19 protein-coding genes are annotated in these 20,281 nt (G+C 62.9%); 6 read left to right on the top strand and 13 right to left on the bottom strand.

The window, feature by feature from the left end; translation table 11 throughout:
• Positions 1-51: 51 nt before the first annotated feature.
• Positions 52-642, top strand: coding sequence for a TetR/AcrR family transcriptional regulator (locus tag RhoBH5_RS15870; RefSeq protein WP_270008501.1), 591 nt, complete (start codon positions 52-54; stop codon positions 640-642).
• Positions 639-770, top strand: a complete 132-nt coding sequence (locus RhoBH5_RS15865; protein WP_007733137.1) for a hypothetical protein — start codon at positions 639-641, stop codon at positions 768-770. The genes RhoBH5_RS15870 and RhoBH5_RS15865 overlap by 4 nt, the downstream gene beginning before the upstream one ends.
• Positions 771-791: 21 nt before the next feature.
• On the opposite strand, the gene RhoBH5_RS15860 is transcribed toward RhoBH5_RS15865, so the two are convergent.
• The 4 genes from RhoBH5_RS15860 to RhoBH5_RS15845 form a co-directional block, all read right to left on the bottom strand.
• Positions 792-1,205, bottom strand: a complete 414-nt coding sequence (locus tag RhoBH5_RS15860; RefSeq protein ID WP_003941758.1) for an arsenate reductase ArsC — start codon at positions 1,203-1,205, stop codon at positions 792-794.
• Complete coding sequence (arsB, locus tag RhoBH5_RS15855) at positions 1,202-2,305, bottom strand: ACR3 family arsenite efflux transporter (protein WP_208690524.1); 1,104 nt, start codon at positions 2,303-2,305, stop codon at positions 1,202-1,204. The genes RhoBH5_RS15860 and arsB overlap by 4 nt, the downstream gene beginning before the upstream one ends.
• Entirely contained in the window at positions 2,302-2,688 is a 387-nt protein-coding gene (locus RhoBH5_RS15850) for an ArsR/SmtB family transcription factor (RefSeq protein ID WP_047270115.1), read from the bottom strand. Before RhoBH5_RS15850 ends, arsB begins: the two co-directional genes overlap by 4 nt.
• Before the next feature lie 64 nt (positions 2,689-2,752).
• Positions 2,753-3,637 carry a helix-turn-helix domain-containing GNAT family N-acetyltransferase gene (locus RhoBH5_RS15845; protein WP_208690523.1) on the bottom strand — a complete coding sequence of 295 codons (885 nt, stop codon included), beginning with the start codon at positions 3,635-3,637 and terminating at the stop codon, positions 2,753-2,755.
• Between the two features lie 96 nt (positions 3,638-3,733).
• On the opposite strand from RhoBH5_RS15845, the gene RhoBH5_RS15840 reads away from it, so the two are divergent.
• Both RhoBH5_RS15840 and treZ read left to right on the top strand, forming a co-directional pair.
• A complete protein-coding gene (locus RhoBH5_RS15840; RefSeq protein WP_270008500.1) occupies positions 3,734-5,095 on the top strand; it encodes an NAD(P)-binding domain-containing protein in 1,362 nt (453 codons plus the stop codon).
• Positions 5,096-5,164: 69 nt separating this feature from the next.
• Positions 5,165-6,886: a malto-oligosyltrehalose trehalohydrolase gene (gene treZ / locus RhoBH5_RS15835; protein ID WP_208690521.1), complete on the top strand. Its 1,722-nt coding sequence runs from the start codon at positions 5,165-5,167 to the stop codon at positions 6,884-6,886.
• Between the two features lie 21 nt (positions 6,887-6,907).
• Here the strand turns inward: treZ and RhoBH5_RS15830 are convergent, their stop codons facing one another.
• Positions 6,908-8,449: an MFS transporter gene (locus tag RhoBH5_RS15830; protein ID WP_042452853.1), complete on the bottom strand. Its 1,542-nt coding sequence runs from the start codon at positions 8,447-8,449 to the stop codon at positions 6,908-6,910.
• Between the two features lie 128 nt (positions 8,450-8,577).
• Between RhoBH5_RS15830 and RhoBH5_RS15825 the strand changes: the two genes are divergently transcribed.
• Positions 8,578-9,099: a TetR/AcrR family transcriptional regulator gene (locus RhoBH5_RS15825; protein ID WP_007733148.1), complete on the top strand. Its 522-nt coding sequence runs from the start codon at positions 8,578-8,580 to the stop codon at positions 9,097-9,099.
• Between the two features lie 13 nt (positions 9,100-9,112).
• Here RhoBH5_RS15825 and ilvA read toward each other — a convergent pair whose 3' ends face one another.
• The 3 genes from ilvA to RhoBH5_RS15810 form a co-directional block, all read right to left on the bottom strand.
• Complete coding sequence (gene ilvA, locus RhoBH5_RS15820; RefSeq protein ID WP_270008499.1) at positions 9,113-10,468, bottom strand: threonine ammonia-lyase IlvA; 1,356 nt, start codon at positions 10,466-10,468, stop codon at positions 9,113-9,115.
• Positions 10,469-10,546: 78 nt separating this feature from the next.
• Positions 10,547-12,322 (bottom strand): pyruvate dehydrogenase, encoded by a 1,776-nt coding sequence (locus tag RhoBH5_RS15815; protein WP_042452851.1) that lies wholly within the window; start codon positions 12,320-12,322, stop codon positions 10,547-10,549.
• Between the two features lie 97 nt (positions 12,323-12,419).
• Positions 12,420-12,854, bottom strand: coding sequence for a nitroreductase family deazaflavin-dependent oxidoreductase (locus RhoBH5_RS15810; protein ID WP_003941666.1), 435 nt, complete (start codon positions 12,852-12,854; stop codon positions 12,420-12,422).
• Between the two features lie 186 nt (positions 12,855-13,040).
• On the opposite strand from RhoBH5_RS15810, the gene RhoBH5_RS15805 reads away from it, so the two are divergent.
• Positions 13,041-13,274, top strand: a complete 234-nt coding sequence (locus tag RhoBH5_RS15805; RefSeq protein WP_003941759.1) for a hypothetical protein — start codon at positions 13,041-13,043, stop codon at positions 13,272-13,274.
• A 92-nt stretch (positions 13,275-13,366) separates the two neighbouring features.
• Here RhoBH5_RS15805 and dnaE read toward each other — a convergent pair whose 3' ends face one another.
• The 5 genes from dnaE to lspA all read right to left on the bottom strand — a co-directional run bounded on the left by dnaE (position 13,367) and on the right by lspA (position 20,242).
• Positions 13,367-16,903, bottom strand: coding sequence for a DNA polymerase III subunit alpha (gene dnaE / locus RhoBH5_RS15800; RefSeq protein WP_007733155.1), 3,537 nt, complete (start codon positions 16,901-16,903; stop codon positions 13,367-13,369).
• Positions 16,904-17,002: 99 nt separating this feature from the next.
• Positions 17,003-17,956 carry an EamA family transporter RarD gene (gene rarD, locus RhoBH5_RS15795; RefSeq protein ID WP_007733157.1) on the bottom strand — a complete coding sequence of 318 codons (954 nt, stop codon included), beginning with the start codon at positions 17,954-17,956 and terminating at the stop codon, positions 17,003-17,005.
• Entirely contained in the window at positions 17,953-18,636 is a 684-nt protein-coding gene (locus RhoBH5_RS15790) for a hypothetical protein (RefSeq protein WP_007733159.1), read from the bottom strand. Before RhoBH5_RS15790 ends, rarD begins: the two co-directional genes overlap by 4 nt.
• A complete protein-coding gene (locus tag RhoBH5_RS15785) occupies positions 18,633-19,559 on the bottom strand; it encodes an RluA family pseudouridine synthase (RefSeq protein ID WP_007733161.1) in 927 nt (308 codons plus the stop codon). Before RhoBH5_RS15785 ends, RhoBH5_RS15790 begins: the two co-directional genes overlap by 4 nt.
• Positions 19,556-20,242 carry a signal peptidase II gene (gene lspA, locus RhoBH5_RS15780; RefSeq protein WP_058039462.1) on the bottom strand — a complete coding sequence of 229 codons (687 nt, stop codon included), beginning with the start codon at positions 20,240-20,242 and terminating at the stop codon, positions 19,556-19,558. Before lspA ends, RhoBH5_RS15785 begins: the two co-directional genes overlap by 4 nt.
• Positions 20,243-20,281: the final 39 nt, after the last annotated feature.

The raw sequence follows: 20,281 nt of genomic DNA, 5'->3' as shown, positions 1-20,281 counted from the left end.
TACGAGCAACCGAACGCATGGCGATCGGGTATCGAGGCGGAGGCGAGCGACATGAGCAGCGGCGAAGCCAGCATCCTCACAGCAGCGAAAGCCTTGTTCGCGGAACGCGGTTACGCATCGACGACCATCAAGGACATCGCGGTCGCAGCCGGCTACTCCCCTGCCCTGGTCATGAAGATCTACGGCAGCAAAGCTCGGCTGTACTCGGCTGCGATCCCGTCCGCACCTCCGACGGACGAGGATCCGAATGCCGACGCCACCGGAGACATCGGCTGTCAACTGGTCGAGAAACTTGTCGCTCGTAGAGAATCCGATGAAACCGATCCGTGGGCAATGCTCGCAGTACACGTTCACGAGGCGCCAGATCCGGCCGCCGCTCGGGCCGAGATCAAGCAACGATACGTTCACGGGATCGCGCGCCGCATCGGCGACACGGAGCCCGGTTTGGTACGCAGCCAGATCGTCGTCTCACTGCTGCTCGGACTGGCCACCGGCATGCGGACGCTCGAACTCCTCGGTGAGGATTCACTGTCGTCGGAGGATCTGATCCGGCGCTACGGAAGGCTGATTCAAATAGCCGTAGACGAAATCGAACCGGTATCCGAGCACGAATCGTTCATCAGTGACACGGTGGGGGAATGACTACTTACCGATACCTCGACGCCGACCGGAATCTCCTCGAAGAGAAAGATTTCGAAACCGAGCAGGACGCACAGGAATACCGACTCTCCGTCCTCGGTGCCGAACACATCGAGCCCGCGGGCGAATGATCCTGTCGAGTCCCCGATCGGTCAGGAAGACTTCGCGGCAGTGGTGAGTTCAGCGATCAAGGCTTGAACGCGCCGCTCGATTTCGTCACGGATCGGGCGAACTGCTTCAAGGCCCTGTCCGGCCGGGTCGTCGAGAACCCAGTCTCGGTAACTCTTGCCGGGGAAGATCGGGCACGTGTCGCCGCAGCCCATGGTGATGACGACATCCGAATCCTGGACGGCGTCGACAGTGAGGATCTTCGGAGACTGCGCTGAGATGTCGATACCGCGCTCTGCCATCGCCTCGACCGCTGCCGAATTGACGGTCTCGGCGGGTGCGGATCCGGCGGAACGGACCTCGATGGCGTCGCCTGCGAGATGGCTCAGGAATCCCGCGGCCATCTGAGATCGACCGGCATTGTGGACGCAGACGAACAACACCGATGGTTTGCTCATGACCTCGCTCTTTCTCGACTGGATGAAACCTCTTCGACTGCAAAGCGTTTGCGTAGAGCAAGGGAGACATAGACCAGCCCGACGAGCACCGGTACCTCGATCAGCGGGCCGACGACACCGGCAAGAGCTTGCCCCGAGGTGGCGCCGTAGGTGGCGATGGCTACCGCGATCGCGAGTTCGAAGTTGTTGCCCGCGGCGGTGAACGCCAGGGTCGTGGTGCGTTCATAGCCCAATCCGATTGCGGCGCCGAGGATGTAGCCTCCGCCCCACATGAGCGCGAAGTACGCGAGCAAGGGCAGCGCGATCCGGACGACATCCCAAGGCTGGGAGGTGATCTGTTCGCCCTGCATCGAGAAGAGCACGACGATGGTGAACAGCAGACCGTAGAGCGCCCAGGGGCTGACCTTGGGGATGAACTTGTTGTCGTACCAGTCGCGGCCTTTGGCGCGTTCGCCGAAGAAGCGGGACAGAAAACCTGCCAGCAGCGGGATACCGAGGAAGATCAGGACCGATTTCGCAATCTGCCAGGGCGAGGTGTCGATGGTGGTCTGTTCGAGGCCGAGCCACCCGGGCAGGACCGAGAGGTAGAACCAACCGAGCACGGCGAACATGATCACCTGGAACACCGAATTGATGGCGACCAGCACCGCGGCGGCTTCGCGGTCTCCGCAGGCCAGGTCGTTCCAGATGATCACCATCGCGATGCAGCGAGCGAGACCGACGATGATCAAACCGGTTCGGTATTCCGGCAGGTCAGGAAGAAACAGCCAGGCGAGGGCGAACATCAGCGCCGGGCCGAGAACCCAGTTCAGGAACAGGGAGCCGGCGAGGAGTTTCTTGTCCCCGGTGACTGTGTCGAGGCGGTCGTAGCGGACCTTCGCCAGGACCGGGTACATCATGATCAGCAGACCGAGGGCGATCGGTAGCGAGATGCCGTCGATCTGCACCTTGTCCAGGGCAGTGTTCACACCGGGGATCCAGCGTCCAACCAGCAGGCCGACGACCATGGCCACGCCGATCCAGACCGCCAGATAGCGGTCGAGGGTGGAGAGTTTTCCGACGACTTCGGGGTGTTCGGTGGTGGCAGCGGTGTTGCTCATGCGGTGACCTCAGCGCAAGCGTCCACGGCACTCACGCTCGCACCTTCTACCAGCAGAACGGCGGAAAGCTGTTGCAGCGCAGCCGGAATAACCCAGTAGTACACCCAGGTCCCGCGTCGTTCACAATCGAGCAGCCCGGCCTGGCGCAACACCTTCAGGTGATGCGAGATAGTCGGCTGAGACAAGTCGAACGAGTCGGAGATGTCGCAGACGCAGGCTTCACCACCCTCGTGACTTGCCACCAAGCTGAGCAAGCGGAGACGAACCGGATCGCCGAGGGCCTTGAACATCCGAGACAAGTCGCCGGCCCAATCCTCGGTCAACGGTTCACGAACGAGCGGGGTGCAGCAAGCCTCGGAGTCCGGCAGCTCTTGATTCGACATTCTTCGATATTGACAGATATCGAATCAACGCGCAATCGGGCATCCGGTCAGCCGGATCCCGGACTCATCCCTCGGCGATCGCCGTTCGACGCTCGAGCAGAACAGTGTCGCGCCACACGCCGTCGAGTTCGGCGATCTTCTCGCGAAGGCCGACCGTTCGAAACCCGGCCGAATGATGGAGCGAGATGGAGGCACGGTTCTCCGGGAACATCGACGTCTGCAGAGTCCAGAGTCCGTCGGCGTCGGCGGCCATGACTTGCTTGCGCAACAACGCCTTTCCGACGCCACGACCACGCATGCCGTCCGCAACGTACACGGAGTTCTCGGCAACCCCGCGGTAGCAGTCACGCTCGGAAACCGGACTCAACGCAGCCCATCCGACAACAACACCCCCGATAGTCGCCACCCATCGATGCTGCGGCAGCCACCGTTCGTGGAGATGCTCACGCGAGGGGACCTCAGCGGCAAAGGTGGCATTTCGAGTGTCGATACCCTCGCCGTAAATACGGCGAACCGCATCCCAGTCGTCGTCGATCATGGCCCGGACAGAGACATCGTCGGGCAGATCACTCGGGCAGCACGGACGCGGAGCAAGGACTCCCATCACCAAATCCGCCGCCTGCGGCAAGGCAACGCAACACGTCGGACTCATCGCGACGACCGTGCTCGTCCCTTCCTTACGCATGGTCACAAAACCCACATCGGCGAGCTTGCGCAGGTGGTGCGACACCGTCGGTTGCCCGATCCCCAACGCCTCGGCGAGCGCTCCGACGGTAATACCACCGACCGCGCTCGCTACCCGGTGAAGCAATCGGACGCGCATCGGCTCGGCAAGGCAGGCGAACCACTGCGCGTAGGTATCGGCATCGCCCTGCGCGAGGACGGAAGAACGGATCTGATCCGGGTCCGAATCGCCGACTCGCACCGTCGGAGTCTGCAGCGAAGTCATCTCTCCACTATATCGACAGCTGTCGATGCTTGCCTACATTGATGATCGTCGATACAGTTCTCCGTAGATCGATAATCGTCGATGAAAGGCACGAAAATGAACCCCCTACCCGTTGTCGTGATCGGGGCCGGCCCGATCGGCCTGGCAGCCGCAGCAGAACTGCGCGAGCGCGGACTCACACCCCTTGTATTCGAGCGCGGAACCACAGCCGGTGCTGCGATCTCCGAGTGGAATCACGTTCGACTGTTCTCCCGGTGGTCCGAACTCGTCTCCCCCGCCGCGCGGCGACTCCTCGACCAGAATGGATGGAGCTCACCCGACGGGCAGACCTATCCGACCGGCCGGCAATGGTGCGAGCTCTACCTCGAACCACTCGCCTCGGCCCTCGCCGACCTGGTCCAGTTCGACACCGAGGTGATCGGCGTCGCTCGACGCGGACGTGACCTGGTCGTCGACGCCGGACGCGACAGCGAACCCCTCTCGATTCACCTGCGGCGCCGTGACGGAACCGAGGATCGGATGTTCGCCCAGGCCATTGTGGATGCGTCCGGCACCTGGGGCACCCCCAACCCGCTCGGTGGTGAAGGTCTTCCTGCACTCGGCGAAGGCGCTGTGGGTACTGCGATCCGGTACCGGGTTCCGGATCTCGACGATCCGGCAGTGCGGGCACAGTTCGCCGGAACGCACACCGTCATCGCAGGTAGTGGCCACTCCGCGCTGACGGCGATCGTTGCGCTGTCAGGGTTGGCGGAGCACGCTCCGAGCACCCGCATCACCTGGGCGGTCCGCCGAGGAAACATCGGCTCTGCATTCGGAGGCGGCGACGCTGACGAACTGCCCGCGCGCGGCGCCCTGGGATTGCGCGCAAAGAAGGCCGTCGAGGATGGCCTGTTGAGCGTCGTCACCGGCTTCCGCACCGCAGAGGTGACAACTACCCCTTCGGGACAACTCATACTTGCCTCCGATGCGGGTGATCGCATCGAGAACGTGGACAACGTCATAACGCTGACCGGCTTCCGCCCCGATCTGTCCTGGCTCTCGGAAATTCGACTCGGCCTCGACCCGGTCTTACAAGCACCGGTCGAGCTTGCTCCGCTGATCGATTCGAACGTCCACTCGTGCGGCACCGTTTACCCGCATGGCGCGAAGGAGCTTCGCCATCCGGAGCCGGGGGTGTACTTGGCTGGAATGAAAAGCTACGGCCGAGCACCCACCTTCCTGGCGATGACCGGCTACGAGCAGGTTCGCAGCATCGCAGCCGAGCTCGCCGGCGATCACGAAGCAGCGGCCCGCGTCGAGTTGATCCTTCCGGAGACCGGAGTCTGCGGCGGCGCAGGTATTTTCGACGAACCTGACACAGCAGAAACCGACACAGGGAAAGCCGAGGGCGGATGCTGCAGCGCCCCCGCTCCGAAACTGATCACGCTGTCTGCACCGTCCGGCAACACCTGCGGATAGAAACAGTCCTTGACGACGGAACCAGCCCGCCGGGCTGCCACATCCGGCCGAACAAGGCATGCTGATCGTGTGCATACATTCGAGGTCTGGGCGCCAACACCGGAATCGGTCCGGGTCGAAGTCGACGGCATCACGCACGAGATGGACCGGACCGACGACGGGTGGTGGCGCGCCGAGGTCGACTGCGACAACCGCGCTCGCTACGGCTTTGTCGTCGACGGTGAAACACTCCCGGATCCACGTTCACCACGCCAGCCCGAAGGCGTGCATCTCAGCTCCCAACTGCACCAACTCGACGAGGCGTCCTGGACCGACTCTCAGTGGACCGGACGACAACTCCCAGGATCATCGGTCTACGAACTGCACATCGGAACGTTCACCCCCGAAGGAACATTCGACGCCGCGATCGAACGTCTCGATCACCTGGTAGACCTCGGCGTCGGCTTCGTGGAAATCATGCCGGTCAACGGCTTCAACGGAACTCACAACTGGGGCTACGACGGTGTGCTCTGGTACACGGTCCACGAGATCTACGGTGGCCCGGACGGATTGCAACGCTTGGTGAATGCGGCCCACGAACGCGGACTCGGCGTGATTCTTGACGTGGTCTACAACCACCTGGGCCCGTCGGGCAACTACCTCGAAAAGTTCGGCCCCTACATTGCCGATGGAGCGAACACCTGGGGCCGAACGATCAACATCGGCGGTCCGCAGTCGGGCGAGGTTCGCGAGTACATCATCGGCAATGCCCTGCGATGGATGCGCGATTTCCACATCGACGGTCTACGCCTCGACGCCGTCCACGCGTTGGTCGATCACACCGGAACGCACATCCTCGAGGAACTCGCCGTCCGAACGGAAACACTGTCGGCCCATCTGGGTCGACCGCTCACGTTGATCGCCGAAAGCGATCTCAACGACGCCACTCTGATCACGCCACGAGCGGCCGGCGGGTTCGGCTTGGACGCGCAGTGGGACGACGACATCCACCACACCATTCACACGGCCGTGTCCGGCGAACGCCAGGGTTATTACGCCGACTTCGGATCCTTGGAATCCCTTGCAAATACATTGCGGCGCGGTTTCTTCCACGCCGGAACGTATTCCTCGTTCCGTGGACGGGTTCACGGCCGGCCGATCGACATCACGCATCAGCCCGCCAGCGCCCTGCTCGCATACACGTGCACCCACGATCAGATCGGCAACCGCGCGATCGGGGACCGCCCGAGCGCCTATCTGACGCCAGGACAATTGGCGATCAAGGCGGCGCTGGTCCTGCTATCGCCGTACACGCCGATGCTGTTCATGGGCGAGGAATGGGGAGCGACCACGCCGTTCCAGTTCTTCACCTCGCATCCGGAACCGGAACTCGGCGAGGCCACTGCCAAAGGCCGCAAAGCGGAGTTCGCGGCGCACGGCTGGAACAGTGACGACATTCCGGATCCGCAAGACCCACAGACATTTCTGCGATCGAAACTGGACTGGGACGAGCGAGACGACGAGACACGCGCTCGCGTCCTGGCCTGCTATCGCGATCTACTTGCCCTGCGCAGGAAGCGAATCGAGATCACCGACCCTTGGCTGGGGCACCTGCACGTCGACTACGACGAGGACGACCAGTGGATCACCCTGCGCCGCGGCGCATTACAGATCGTGTGCAATCTGGGAACGGACGCGGCCTCGGTCCCGGCCGGCGGAACCCCCATCCTCTGGTGGGATCCGCCGACACAGGACGAGACCGCGTCCGCAACAGTGGTGCCGGGGCACTCGTTCGTCGTACTCGAAAGCTGACTAACCCTCGAGATTCCGGTATTAACGCTTCGCGTTCTCTGGTGTACTCCGCAGCATCCTCAACACCAATGCGGCACTGACGAACAGAACCAAAGCTGTTGCACCGGCAGCAACGTGCATACCGTCGACAAACGCCGACTTCGCGGAATCGGCAAGCACCGAACCGAGTTCACCAGGTAGGTACGTTGCTTCCTGCAGGGCACCGCCGAGTGTGCCCTGTGCAGCGTGCGCCTGATCTGCTTCGAGCATCGAGGTGTCGATTCCCTTGCGGAAGATCGCCATCACCACGCTGCCCAGGATCGCCACGCCGAGCGCGATGCCGAGTTCGTACGCGGTCTCCGACACAGCGGACGCAGCGCCGGCGCGTTCGGGTTCCACCGAGCTGACCACGAGATCCGATGTCAACGTCAACGCGACACCGACACCAGCACCGGCCAGACCGAAGCCGATCACGAACATCAACGGGCCGCTGTCGACGCCGAGCGCGAGCAGCATCGCAGCACCGATACCGGCAACCGCGAGGCCCGCGCTGAGCACGTGAGACACCGACCACCGGCGAATCAACCAGGCCGCCGCAACCGCGGTGAATGCGCTGAGCAACATACCCGGGAGCATCAGCAGGCCGGCGTCGAGCGCCGAGTTACCGAGCACCAACTGCAGGTACTGCGAGCCGAAGAACAGGACACCTGCCAGCGCGAAGATCGAGAGCAGGTTGGTGATGACGGCGGTGGAGAACGACGCGTTGGCAAACAGCTTCAGATCCAACATCGGATCCTTCAGCATCCGCTGACGACGCACGAACACGTAACCCGCCGCGAGACCAACGAGGCCGATCACCAGCAACGTGATGCTGACGCCGTGCACCACGGATTCCTTGACCGCGTACACCAGCGGCAACATGGTCGCCATCGACAGACCAGCGCTGATGAGGTCGAATCGACCCGGATTGGGGTCCTTCGACTCCGGGATCAGGATCGGGCCGAGTACAACCAGCGCGATCATGACCGGAATGTTGATCAAGAAGACCGAACCCCACCAGAAGTGCTCGAGCAACCAACCACCGACCAAAGGGCCTGCCGCGGTACCGCCACCGGCCATCGCGCCCCAGACACCGATCGCCTCGGTGCGCTGACGCGGATTGACGAAGATCGTGCGGATCAGACCGAGGGTGGCCGGCATCAGCGTTGCACCGGAAATACCCTGCAGCACGCGGGCGGCAATGAGCATCTCGGGACTGACAGCGAGAGCGGCGATGATCGAGGCGAGACCGAAGCCGACTGCGCCGATCAGGAGCAGTTTTCGCCTACCGATCCGGTCGCCGAGCGTACCCATGGTGATGAGCAGACCGGCGAGCACGAACGAATAGACGTCGATGATCCACAGCAACTGCGTGCTGCTCGGCTCGAGGTCGGCGCTGATGAACGGAAGCGCAAGATCGAGCACCGTGCCGTCGACTGCGATGAGCAACACAGCAAAGGCAAGGACTATCAAGCCCGCCCAGTCACGCTTTGTCGCCCGAACCTCGTCGGGATTGATTGCAGACGTATCTGCCGACACTGACATTGCTCCCCTGCGACTTTCTCTGAGTTCTTTCGAAAAGACTTCACTGCACCGTCCAGCCGGTACAGTAGGTCTACGGTAACAGTGAACCGTCCGAGCGGTAAAGTTATTTCCGGGTAGGGTCACATCACATGGCTGCCGACACTCGCGATCGAATTCTCGACGCACTGGAGAAGCTGCTGCTGGTCAGCGGCGTCGCCCAAGTCACGCTCGAAGGCGTTGCCGCCGAAGCCGGGGTTTCCAAGGGCGGACTTCTCTATCACTTCCCCAGCAAGGAAGCACTGCTCGCGGCGATGGTCCGCAGACTCGGAGAACGCTCGGATCAGCAACTCGAAGACGCCGTAGCAGGCGGTACGACGGTCACCGAGTTCTATCTGCAGATCCCCGATGCGAACGAAAGCGAAGAACTCTCACTCTTCCGGTCGATCATCGCGGCACTGAGAACAGTCGACGGACAACACGACGAAATCCAGAAAGCCGTCACACATGTGATGCGGAGCTGGGACAAGGGCCTTCAGACCGAGATCGCCGACCCTGTGCAGGCCGAGATCATCCGACTCGTCGGCGACGGCCTGTATTTGGCGGCGATGCTCGGGCTCCCCCAGCCGGATCCCGAATTGCATCGACAGGTGGTCGAGCGACTGCGGCCCTGACCGGGGGCGTCTCTTACGTCAGATAGCGGTACGCCGGGCTTCCCGGCTCGAGCCTCTCGGACTGCATCGGCGCGCGCTCCATCCGCTCGAGTAACGCCGCCAACCCGTCGGCGGAACCGAGTTCGATACCCACCAACGCGGCACCCGTCTCGCGATTGTTTCGCTTGACGTACTCGAACAGCGCGATGTCGTCGTCCGGCCCGAGCACGTCCGAGAGAAAGCGACGGAGCGCTCCCGGTTCCTGCGGAAAGTCGACCAGGAAGTAGTGCTTGAGCCCGAGGTGAACGAGCGAACGCTCGAGGATTTCGCCGTAACGAGAGACGTCGTTGTTGCCACCGGAGATCAGGCACACGACGGTCGAACCCGGCTCGAACGTCAAATTCTGAAGTGCCGCAACGGAAAGCGCTCCCGCGGGTTCGGCGATGATGCCCTCGCTCTGATACAGCTCGAGCATCGCCGTGCAGATAGCGCCCTCGTCGATCTGATTGACGACAAACGATCCCGAACCGGACCGTGTCTGAAGTTGACGAGCCACGAGCGGCAACGACGCGTGCGACACCACGGCGGCACCCAGACGTGAGACGACCTCGTAGGGAACATCGCCGATCCTCTTGACCGCTGCGCCGTCGACAAATGGATCGACGTCGGGAAGAGTCACCGGGCCCCCGGCAACAAGAGCGGCCGTCATTGACGCCGCACCGGACGGCTCGATCCCGACGATCGACGTCTTGGGCGACCGTTCGTGCAGGTAGGTGGCGATGCCCGCAATGCAACCGCCGCCGCCGACCGGCACGACGATCGTGTCGAGAGGGGCGTCCAATTGCGTGAGAATCTCCGCTGCGATGGTTCCTTGCCCCGCAGCGGTGCGCACGTCGTCGAACGGGGGAACCATGGTTGCGCCGGTTTCGGCTACGTCCTCGGCGGCCGCAGCAGCGGCGGCGTCATAGGTCTCACCGATCATGAACAGTTCGACAAACGCTCCACCGTGCGCGCGGATGCGATCACGCTTCTGCTTGGGGGTATTGGCCGGAACGTAGATCCGACCCTTGATCTGCATCGTTCGGCACGCGAAAGCAACACCCTGCGCATGGTTACCGGCACTGGCAGTCACTACGCCGGCACCGCGTTCGGCCTCGTTGAGCTGAGCGATCAGGTTGTACGCGCCACGAATCTTGTACGAACGAACGCCCTGGAGGTCCTCACGCTTGAGATACACGTGTGCCCCGGTCAACACCGAAAGACGATCGCTGTACTGCAGGGGCGTCGCCGCAATGACGTGCTGAATTCGCTCGATGGCCGCGTCGATCTCCTGCGCGTCGAGCGCGGGGACGGTGGACTTCGTTACTACGACATCGGGCGAGTTAGACACCCCGCCATTTTCGCACGTCGGAGATCAACCTTCCCACCACCCCGCCCCGCATGGTCTGCGAGGCAGGGTGGCGGTAGGTCAGCCGCGCGGATCCAACTGTGAGGGACGTGGCACGTTCCGCAGATTCGACTTGGCCATCTGTACTGCCTCGCCGACGCCGCCGTTCATCACCATCTTCGACATCGCCAAAGCGAAGCCCTTCATCTGACCACCGGTGATGGTGGGCGGCAACGACAATGCCAACGGATCGGTCACCAGATCCACCAAGGCCGGACCGTCATGATCGAGCGCGGCGCGTAGGCCCGCTTCGATGTCCGCAGGATTCTCGATTCGGCGCGAGAAGATACCGAGCGCAGCAGCAACCGCCGCGTAGTCGACCGCGGGCACGTCGACCCCGAAATCCGGAAGGCCGTCGACCAGCATCTCGAGCTTGACCATTCCGAGCGTCGAGTTGTTGAACACCACGATCTTGACCGGCAACTTGTACATCGCGACGGTGACCAACTCACCGAGCAGCATCGACAATCCACCGTCGCCCGACACCGAGATGACCTGACGCCCCGGACTCGACCATGCAGCACCCATCGCATGTGGGAGCGCATTGGACATCGATCCGTGCAGCGCCGAGGAGATGAAGCGTCTCGATCCGTTCGGATTGAGATAGCGCGCCGTCCACACGTTGCACATCCCGGTGTCGGCGGTGAAGATTGCGTCGTCGGCTGCCAGATCGTCCAAGATCGAGGCCGCATACTCGGGGTGAATCGGCGTGCGCTGCTTGACCGGATCCGTGTATGCACCAACCACTTTGGTCATCAGAGTGTTGTGCTTGGCGAGCGTGTCCTCCAGGAACCCGCGGTCGGTCTTTCGATCGAGCTGCGGAATCAGTGCGCTCAAGGTGCTCGCGACGTCGCCGTGCACAGCCAGGTCCAGGCTGGTTCGACGCCCCAACCGCTCGGCCGCGATGTCGATCTGAGCGGTACGAACGTCGTCGGGCAAGAACTGATCGTAGGGAAAGTCCGTACCGATCAGGAGCAGGAGATCGGCGCCGTGGATACCGTCGTGCGCCGCACCGTAACCGAGCAATCCGGTCATCCCGACGTCGTATGGATTGTCGTACTGGATCCATTCCTTGCCACGCAGTGAATGCCCGATGGGAGCGCCGACGGTTTCGGCCAACGCCAGAACCTCCGCGCGCGCATCTCGCACGCCCGCGCCGGCGAAGATCGCAACTTTGCGTGCGCCGTTGATCACGTCTGCCAACGCCTTGACGTCACCGGCATCCGGAACGACTGTCGGCCTTCGAGTTTCGACGAGTGTCGGCGGGGTGCCTTCTGCCGGACAATCGGCGATGTCCCCGGGAAGCACGATCACCGAGACGCCGTTTCGAGCCACCGAATGCTGAATCGCCGACTGCACCACGCGTGGTGATTGGACTGCCGTGCTGACGAGTTCGGTGTAACTCGAACATTCGATGAAGATCCGCTCGGGATGCGTTTCCTGAAAGTAACCCATTCCGATCTGGGCGCTGGGGATGTGCGAGGCGATCGCGAGGACCGGCGCGCCCGAACGATGAGCGTCGTACAGGCCGTTGATCAGGTGAAGGTTTCCGGGACCGCAGGATCCGGCACACACTGCGAGTTTTCCGGTGATCTGGGCATCCGCTGCGGCCGCAAAGGCGGCTGCTTCCTCATGCCGGACGTGTATCCAATCGATTCCGCCCTTCTCGGAACCACCGGTGCGACGAACCGCATCGACGATGGGATTGAGACTGTCACCGACAATGCCGTAGATCCGACTGACACCCGCGTCAACGAGCTGCTGAACCAATTGATCTGCAACGGTTTTCGGACTCATCAGACCTCCATGACACACTCACGGGAGTCGGGATCGCCGACCCCCGGGAGTGACGATTTACTTGTGATTGATGCAGCGCTTCTTGTGGAATGCGGGGTTACTTGGGTTCGAGCACGAACACCGGAATCTCACGATCGGTCTTCGTCTGATAATCGGCGTAGTCGGGGTACGCAGCGACAGCGCGCTCCCACCAGACCGCCTTCTCGTCGCCGGTGACTTCCCGAGCAACCAGGTCGAAGACCTGCGTCGCGTCACGCAGCGTGACGTGCGGGTCGGCTTTGACGTTGTAGTACCAGACCGGATTCTTCGGGGCGCCACCGAGCGAAGCCACAACGGCATACGAACCGTCGTGCTCGACCCGCATCAGCGGCGTCTTCCTGACCTTGCCGGACTTTGCCCCGATGGTCGTGAGAACGACGACGGGCATGCCGTTCATGTCGTTTCCCTCGGTGCCACCGGAGTTCTCGATGCGTGCGACCTGATCGGCGGCCCACGACGCTGGACTGGGTTCGTACTCACCTGTGATTGGCATGTGTACCAGTGAACACCCACTCGAGCACCTTGGCCACCGAACCACGCCGACCAGGCCTGTCGCCCGCGCACTCCCCTGGTTGATCGATTAAGTGAGCTGCCGATCAATAAAGTTCGCTTGCCCGAACTCTCATCTCTGGCTACTCTGAAACCACAGCTTCGAACAGCCGTATCGGAAAGGGACGAGATGACCACCGCAGATATCTCCACTCGCGAATCACGCCCCTCCCCCGACTATTGCGTCGATCTGGCCGGAACTCGGTGGCCGCTGTACAAGATCGAAGCTCTCGTGGTCGGGTTCGTGCTGTTCGTCGTCGCCGGTGCCGTCACGCAGTCGATGCAGGTGGCCGTACTGACTGCCGCAACGGCCGCTGTAGTCACGTGGTGGGTACGGCGCGTGCACTACTCACGCACCACCTGATCACCGCACTCCCCCGAACTCCCGCGAACCACGAAGGGACCTTGCTGCATCAGCAGCAAGGTCCCTTCGTTCGGTTCAGGTCCGCTCGGCGGTCAGACCGTCAGGCAACTCGGTCCGAGCAATGCCTTCAGGTCGCCCATCAGTGCCGAGGACGGTTCGACCCGAAGGACGTCGTCGACCTTCCACAAGCTGATTTCGGTTCCACCGATCAGCCGAACGTGAACGTCGGATGTTCCGGGGTGCCTGGTCAGCACCTGCTTGAGAGCACTGAGCTTGTCCTTGGTGCATTGGCGAAGCGGCAGCGAGACCGACAGGGGACGCGCGACCCCGATCGCCGAAATATCAGGCACCGCAAGGTCGTTGCCGATCAGCGACATCCGATCGTCTCGGATCGAAACGCGAGCCTTGACCAACACGATGGCATCCTCGGCGATGTCCATCCCGTAAACGGCGTACGCCTGCGGGAAGAACAGCACCTCGATTCCACCCACGAGATCTTCGAGCTGCACGATGCACCAGGTCAGACCGTTCTTGTTGACCCGGCGGTCCACCGAGGCAATGATGCCGCCGAGAGTTACCTGGGCACCGTCCTGAACGCCGCCTTCGAGTATCGCAGCGATGGACGTGTCGGACTGCTGGCGAAGAATGTGCTCGACACCGTTGAGCGGGTGACCGGAAACGTACAGCCCCAGCATCTCTCGTTCGAGTGCCAGGCGATGCTTGGAGTCCCACTCCTCCTCGGGAATCTTGACGTCGAACACCGAGGTGATCGACTCGTCCGCCTCGGCACCGCCGAAGAGGTCGAACTGTCCGATCGCCTCTGCCTTCTTGGTGCTCATCACGGAATCGATGGCGTCGGCATGAACCAACATCAGGCCCTTGCGCGGGTGACCCAACGAGTCGAAAGCACCGGCCTTGATGAGAGATTCGGTGACCTTCTTGTTGCAAGCCATCGCGTCGATCTTGCCGAGATAGTCGGAGAAATCGGTGAACTTCGATTTCTCGGTGCGCGCCTTGATGATCGAAGCGACGACGTTGGCGCCGACGTTGCGCACCGACCCCATACCGAAACGGATGTCGTCGCCGACGGTCGCGAAGTCGACGCGTGACTCGTTGACGTCCGGTGGGAGAACGGTGATGCCCAACTTGCGGCAGTCGGCGAGGTAGATCGCGGACTTGTCCTTGTCGTCACCGACGGAGGTCAGCAGACCCGCCATGTACTCGGCCGGGTAGTTCGCCTTGAGGTACGCAGTCCAGTACGACACGAGTCCGTAGCCGGCGGAGTGCGACTTGTTGAACGCGTACCCGGCGAAGGGAAGGACCGTGTCCCACAGCGCCTTGATGGCGGCTTCGCTGAAGTTGTTGTCCAACATGCCCTGCCGGAAGCCGGCGTAGGCCTTTTCCAGCTCGGACAGCTTCTTCTTACCCATGGCGCGACGCAGCAAGTCGGCCTGACCCAGGGTGTAACCGGCCACCTTCTGCGCCAGTTGCATGATCTGCTCCTGGTAGATGATCAGGCCGTATGTCTCCGAGAGGATCTCCGCTAGCGGCTCCTCCAGCTCGGGGTGAATCGGCTTGACGTCTTCCAAGGCGTTCTTGCGCTTGGCGTACGAGATGTGGGCGTCCACACCCATCGGTCCCGGTCGATACAGCGCCAATGCGGCGACGATGTCGCCGAATCCGGTGGGCTGCATCAGTTTCAGCAACTCGCGCATACCGCCGCCGTCGAGCTGGAACACACCGAGAGTGTCGCCGCGGGCGAGCAGTTCGTATGTTGCCGCATCGTCCATCGGCAACGTGTCGAGGTCGAGGTCGATGCCGCGGTTGGCTTTGATGTTCTCGAGCGTGTCGCCGATAACCGTGAGGTTTCGCAGACCGAGGAAGTCCATCTTGAGCAGACCGATGGCTTCACACGAGGGGTAGTCCCACCCGGTGATGATGGCGCCGTCCTGGGCGCGCTTCCAGACCGGGATTGCGTCGGTGAGCGGTTCGGACGACATGATGACCGCGCAAGCGTGCACACCGGCGTTGCGGATCAGCCCTTCCAGACCCACCGCGGTCTTGTAGATCTTCGCGACGTCCGGGCTGGAGTCGATGAGCGCTCGAACCTCGACTGCCTCCTTGTACCGCTCGTGCTTCGGGTCGGTGATACCGGAAACCGAGATGTCCTTGGCCATGATGGGCGGCGGGAGCGCCTTGGTGATCTGATCGGCGATGGCAAAGCCCGGCTTGCCGAACTGGACGCGAGCCGAGTCCTTGATGGCAGCCTTGGTCTTGATGGTGCCGAAGGTGATGACCTGGGCGACCTTGTCGTTGCCCCACTTGTCCGTCGCGTAGCGAACCATCTCGCCGCGACGGCGATCATCGAAGTCGATATCGATATCGGGCATGGACACACGCTCGGGGTTGAGGAATCGCTCGAACAGCAACCCGTACGGGATGGGGTCGATGTTGGTGATACCCATCGCGTAGGCCACCAACGAACCGGCAGCCGATCCACGGCCGGGCCCGACACGGATCCCGACGTCCTTGGCGTGGTTGATCAGGTCGCCGACCACGAGGAAGTAGGCCGGGAAGCCCATTTCGTTGATGACGCCGATCTCGTAGTCGGCGCGGGCGAGGTACTCCTGCGGCGGTCCGCTCGGGAAGCGGCGATCGAGTCCGCGCATCACCTCGGCGCGCAGGAAGGTCTGCTGCGTGTGTCCCTCCGGGACCGGGAAGATCGGCATGCGGTCGTGGAACGCCCACACGTCCTCGTACGACTGCACACGCTCGCCGATGGCAACGGTGTTGTCGCATGCCCCCGGTACCTCGTTGTCCCAGATGGCGCGCATCTCGGCAGCGGACTTGAGGTAGTAGCCGTCGCCGTCGAACTTGAAGCGAGTGGGGTCGGAGAGCGTCTTGCCGGTCTGAATGCAGAGCAGCGCCTCGTGATTCTCGGCGGCGTCCTTGGTGACGTAATGGCAGTCGTTGGTGGCAAGTGGCGGAATACCGAGTTGCTTGCCGATGTCGAGCAGACCCTCTCGCACACGGCGCTCGATCGAGAGACCGTGATCCATCAGTTCGAGGAAGAAGTTGTCCGGGCCCCAGATCTCCTGCCACTTCGCGGCAGCTTCGAGAGCCTCGCGATCGTGACCGAGACGAAGGCGGGTCTGGATCTCACCGGACGGGCAACCCGTGGTCGCGATGATGCCCTCGGCGTGCGCGGCGATGAGCTCCTCGTCCATCCGTGGCCATTTACCGAGCTGGCCCTCGATGGACGCGAGCGACGACAGCTTGAAGAGGTTGCGGAGTCCGGTCGCGTTCTCGGCCACCATCGTCATGTGGGTGTACGCACCGCTACCGGAGACGTCGTCGGACTTCTGGCTGCGATCGCCCCACAGAACTCGCTTGGTGTTGAAGCGAGACTCGGGTGCGATGTAGGCCTCGATGCCGATGATCGGCTTGATGCCGGCGCTCTTTGCCTCGTTGTAGAACTGGCTGGCGCCGTACATGTTTCCGTGGTCGGTCATGCCGACTGCGGTCATTTCGAGACGAGCGGCCTCCTCGAACATGGCGCCGACCTTGGCCGCACCGTCGAGCATCGAGTACTCGGTGTGATTGTGAAGATGTACGAACGAGTCAGCCACGTGCGCCTCTCTGAAGGTCTGGGAGCGAGATCGAGTGTATGCCGCGCTGCCGACACGACCGGCGACCGACGTAGCGGAGTCGCCGTGCGCCGCCTCCGGTCACGTGACCGGAACCTCGGGTTCGGCGCTCGACCTCACCGAACGCCGCGAACGTCGACCGGCGACGAAGGTGTCTGTCGTGAAGATCACCAGTGCAGCCCAGATCAGAACGAAGCCGATCCACCGTGACGCCGGCATGTCCTCGTGCATGACGGCCACACCCCACGCCATCTGGAGCGCCGGGGTGAGGTACTGCAGCATGCCCATCGTCGCCAACGGAACTCTCTGAGCGGCGACGCCGAACAGGAGCAGCGGCAGCGCGGTGACCGGGCCGGCGGCAAGCAGCAACAGGCTGTGCCCGGTACCGCTGCTGATGAATGCACCGGCCCCGGTCAGGCCGAGAAACACGAGGTAGCCGACCGCGAACGGTGCGGCAACGACTCCCTCGGCAGTCAAACTGGTTCGAGGATCGAGCGGAACCACCTTCTTGACCAACCCATAGGTGGCAAACGAGCCGGCGAGCAGCAAAGCGACGATCGGAGGTTTCCCGAAGTCGACCGTGATCACCACAACTGCCGTGGCAGCGAGAACGAGCGCGGCGATCTGGGCGGGACGCAATCGTTCGCGGAAGATCACGACGCCGAGCAGAACGGTGACCAGCGGGTTGATGAAGTACCCGAGAGCCGCCTCCACGACGCGGCCTGACACCACGGCATAGATGTACGTCCCCCAGTTCACGGCGATCGCCGCTGACGCCGCGGTCACCAGCAGCCAGGTGCGTGCGCTGATTCCGCGAAGCGATCCGAGGCGGCCGGCAAAGGCCAACACGATCAGCATCAACAGAAGGGTCCACACCACCCGGTGCGCCAGGATCTCGACCGGATCGGCGAAGTCGAGTAGCCCGAAGAATGCCGGGAACGTTCCCCACAACAGGAAAGCCGCCACACCGTAGAAGATCCCCGAGGACGAACGGGACTCAGCGCGTTCGTCCTTGTTCACAGAACCGGAGTTCACGGGACCGGACCATCGTCGGGGCCGGGAGCAACGACGTCCACGTACTCCGGCAGCAAGGGACGGACGGCTGCCAACCACGGCGAGGCGTCGGACGGCAACGCTTCCACTGCACGGACGTTCGAGTCATGTTCGATCGCTTCGAGTCCTTCGGGAGTCGCTCGCACCAGCACGCCCACCGCGCAGGCGCACCCGGCGGACAATTGCTTCGCCGACGCGAGCGCCACCTGTTGCTGACGATCGGTGTCGCCGCCGAGCGAGACCAGTCGCGTGGCTGCAACACCGGGCGATCTGCGTACTGCTTCGTCGTTGTCGGGAACGGGCACCGACATGAGCGGCGTCTGGACGCGCTCGATCGGAACTCGGAACATGACCCTGGACACGCGAACGCCCGAGACCTCAGCGCCCGGCACCTGAACACTGCTGGTCGACGTGATGACCTCGTCGACGGTGAGTGCCTTCGTGAACGAGACCAACGCCCATACCGGCCCATCGACCGACGCGACGGAATCTCGCGCTCGGTCGAGGTAGTCCGGGACAGCTTCCCCACTGTCCGGACCCAGGGTGTCCGTCCGGATCGGCGGGGTCGGCACGGGATTCGCGAACCCCACGCCCACCACCGCCGCCACACCGACCACCACCGCGACGACGGCCGGCGCGGGGGTAAGCCCGCGCGGTGTCATGAGGACCGGAGAACTTCGAGTGCGTGTTCGAGATCCTTCGGGTACTTGCTCTTGATCTCGACCCAGCGACCGTCCGCCGGATGTGCGAATCCAAGAGACACGGCGTGCAACCACTGGCGCTCGAGGCCGAGCCTTTCGGCAAGTCGAGGGTCCGCGCCGTAAGTCAGGTCACCGCAGCACGGATGGCGCAACGCCGAAAAGTGGACACGGATCTGGTGTGTGCGACCGGTTTCGAGGTGCACGTCCAGCAGACTCGCTGCCTGGAACGCCTCGATGGTGTCGTAGTGCGTGACGCTGGGCTTGCCGTCGGCCGTGACCGTGAATCGCCAGTCGTTCCCGTGATGGCGTCCGATGGGCGCGTCGATCGTTCCGCTGCTCGGGTCGGGATGTCCCTGCACCAGAGCGTGGTAGCGCTTGTCGATGGTCCGCTGCTTGAAAGCGCGCTTGAGCAACGTGTACGCGCGCTCGGATGTGGCAACCACCATGACACCCGACGTTCCGACGTCCAGACGGTGGACGATGCCCTGACGCTCGTGGGCACCGGACGTCGAGATGCGGAAACCGGCCGCGGCAAGTCCGCCGATGACGGTCGGTCCCGTCCACCCGACGCTGGCGTGCGCGGCAACTCCGACGGGCTTGTCGACTGCCACGACGTCGTCGTCGGCGTAGAGGATCTCCATTCCCTCGACCGGTGTCGCTTCGATGGTCAGGGGCCGCGGCGGTTCGGGCAGGACTACCTCGAGCCACGACCCTGCGGTCAGACGATCGGACTTGCCGACGGCCACACCGTCGACGAGTACCGAGCCTTCTTCCGCGAGTGTCGCGACCACGGTGCGCGAGAGTCCGAGAAGGCGCGCGAGGCCGGCATCGACGCGCATGGCATCGAGACCGTCGGGCACTGGCATCGAACGGGATTCCCTCACTTGGTTTCTCCCTCGGCTGCAGCCTTCGATTCGGTGAACTTCTTGTCGTCCGCCTTGTGATCACGCAGGCGTTCACCGTTGGGTTCGAAGCCGAACAGTGTCAGGACGACGAGCAGAATCGCGCCACAGACGATCGCGGAATCCGCGATGTTGAACACCGGCCACCAGCCGACGGAGACGAAATCCACCACATGTCCGCGCATGATTCCGGGAGAGCGGAAGAATCGGTCGACGAGGTTACCCAGCGCGCCGCCGAGAACGAGGCCGAGACCGAGCGCCCACCACGGTGATCGGAGCGTGCGACCGATCTTGATCACACCGATGACCACACCGATTGCGACGAGAGTGAGGATCCACGTCATCGACGTCGCCATCGAGAACGCTGCCCCCGGATTGCGCACCATCGTGAATGTGACCACGTCACCGATGATTTCGATCGGCTGCCCCGGTTTGACCGCGGCGACTGCCCACACCTTCGTGAGAATGTCCGAGAGCAGGATGACAGCGGCGATGGCAATGAGCATGGTCAGCCGGCGGGGCTTTTCGACCGGCGCAACCGCCAGGTCACCGTCTTCCGATTTCACGGCTTCCGGTTTCACGGTTTCGGGCTCGTCGGCCTTCGAGATTTCGGTAATCGGCTGATCCTCCGCGTTGACATCTCGGTCGGGGTGGTCTGTACTCACGCAACCATCATCCCTCATGTTCACCGCACCGGGTCACGC

Origin of the sequence: Rhodococcus sp. BH5 (genome assembly GCF_027583855.1) — a bacterium.
Taxonomy (GTDB): Bacteria; Actinomycetota; Actinomycetes; order Mycobacteriales; family Mycobacteriaceae; genus Rhodococcus_F; species Rhodococcus_F qingshengii.
Note: the sequence above shows the minus strand (reverse complement) of the source record. Positions and strands in the feature narration are given on the sequence as shown.

Bases quoted from the DNA above. Each gene is read 5' to 3' on its own strand.
- RhoBH5_RS15850 (WP_047270115.1), bottom strand. From the start codon at position 2,688: ATGTCGAATCAAGAGCTGCCGGACTCCGAGGCTTGCTGCACCCCGCTC.
- RhoBH5_RS15790 (WP_007733159.1), bottom strand. From the start codon at position 18,636: ATGACACCGCGCGGGCTTACCCCCGCGCCGGCCGTCGTCGCGGTGGTG.
- RhoBH5_RS15830 (WP_042452853.1), bottom strand. From the start codon at position 8,449: ATGTCAGTGTCGGCAGATACGTCTGCAATCAATCCCGACGAGGTTCGG.
- RhoBH5_RS15860 (WP_003941758.1), bottom strand. From the start codon at position 1,205: ATGAGCAAACCATCGGTGTTGTTCGTCTGCGTCCACAATGCCGGTCGA.
- RhoBH5_RS15815 (WP_042452851.1), bottom strand. From the start codon at position 12,322: ATGAGTCCGAAAACCGTTGCAGATCAATTGGTTCAGCAGCTCGTTGAC.
- RhoBH5_RS15840 (WP_270008500.1), top strand. From the start codon at position 3,734: ATGAACCCCCTACCCGTTGTCGTGATCGGGGCCGGCCCGATCGGCCTG.
- RhoBH5_RS15870 (WP_270008501.1), top strand. From the start codon at position 52: ATGAGCAGCGGCGAAGCCAGCATCCTCACAGCAGCGAAAGCCTTGTTC.
- arsB (WP_208690524.1), bottom strand. From the start codon at position 2,305: ATGAGCAACACCGCTGCCACCACCGAACACCCCGAAGTCGTCGGAAAA.
- RhoBH5_RS15805 (WP_003941759.1), top strand. From the start codon at position 13,041: ATGACCACCGCAGATATCTCCACTCGCGAATCACGCCCCTCCCCCGAC.
- RhoBH5_RS15865 (WP_007733137.1), top strand. From the start codon at position 639: ATGACTACTTACCGATACCTCGACGCCGACCGGAATCTCCTCGAAGAG.
- RhoBH5_RS15825 (WP_007733148.1), top strand. From the start codon at position 8,578: ATGGCTGCCGACACTCGCGATCGAATTCTCGACGCACTGGAGAAGCTG.
- RhoBH5_RS15810 (WP_003941666.1), bottom strand. From the start codon at position 12,854: ATGCCAATCACAGGTGAGTACGAACCCAGTCCAGCGTCGTGGGCCGCC.
- RhoBH5_RS15845 (WP_208690523.1), bottom strand. From the start codon at position 3,637: ATGACTTCGCTGCAGACTCCGACGGTGCGAGTCGGCGATTCGGACCCG.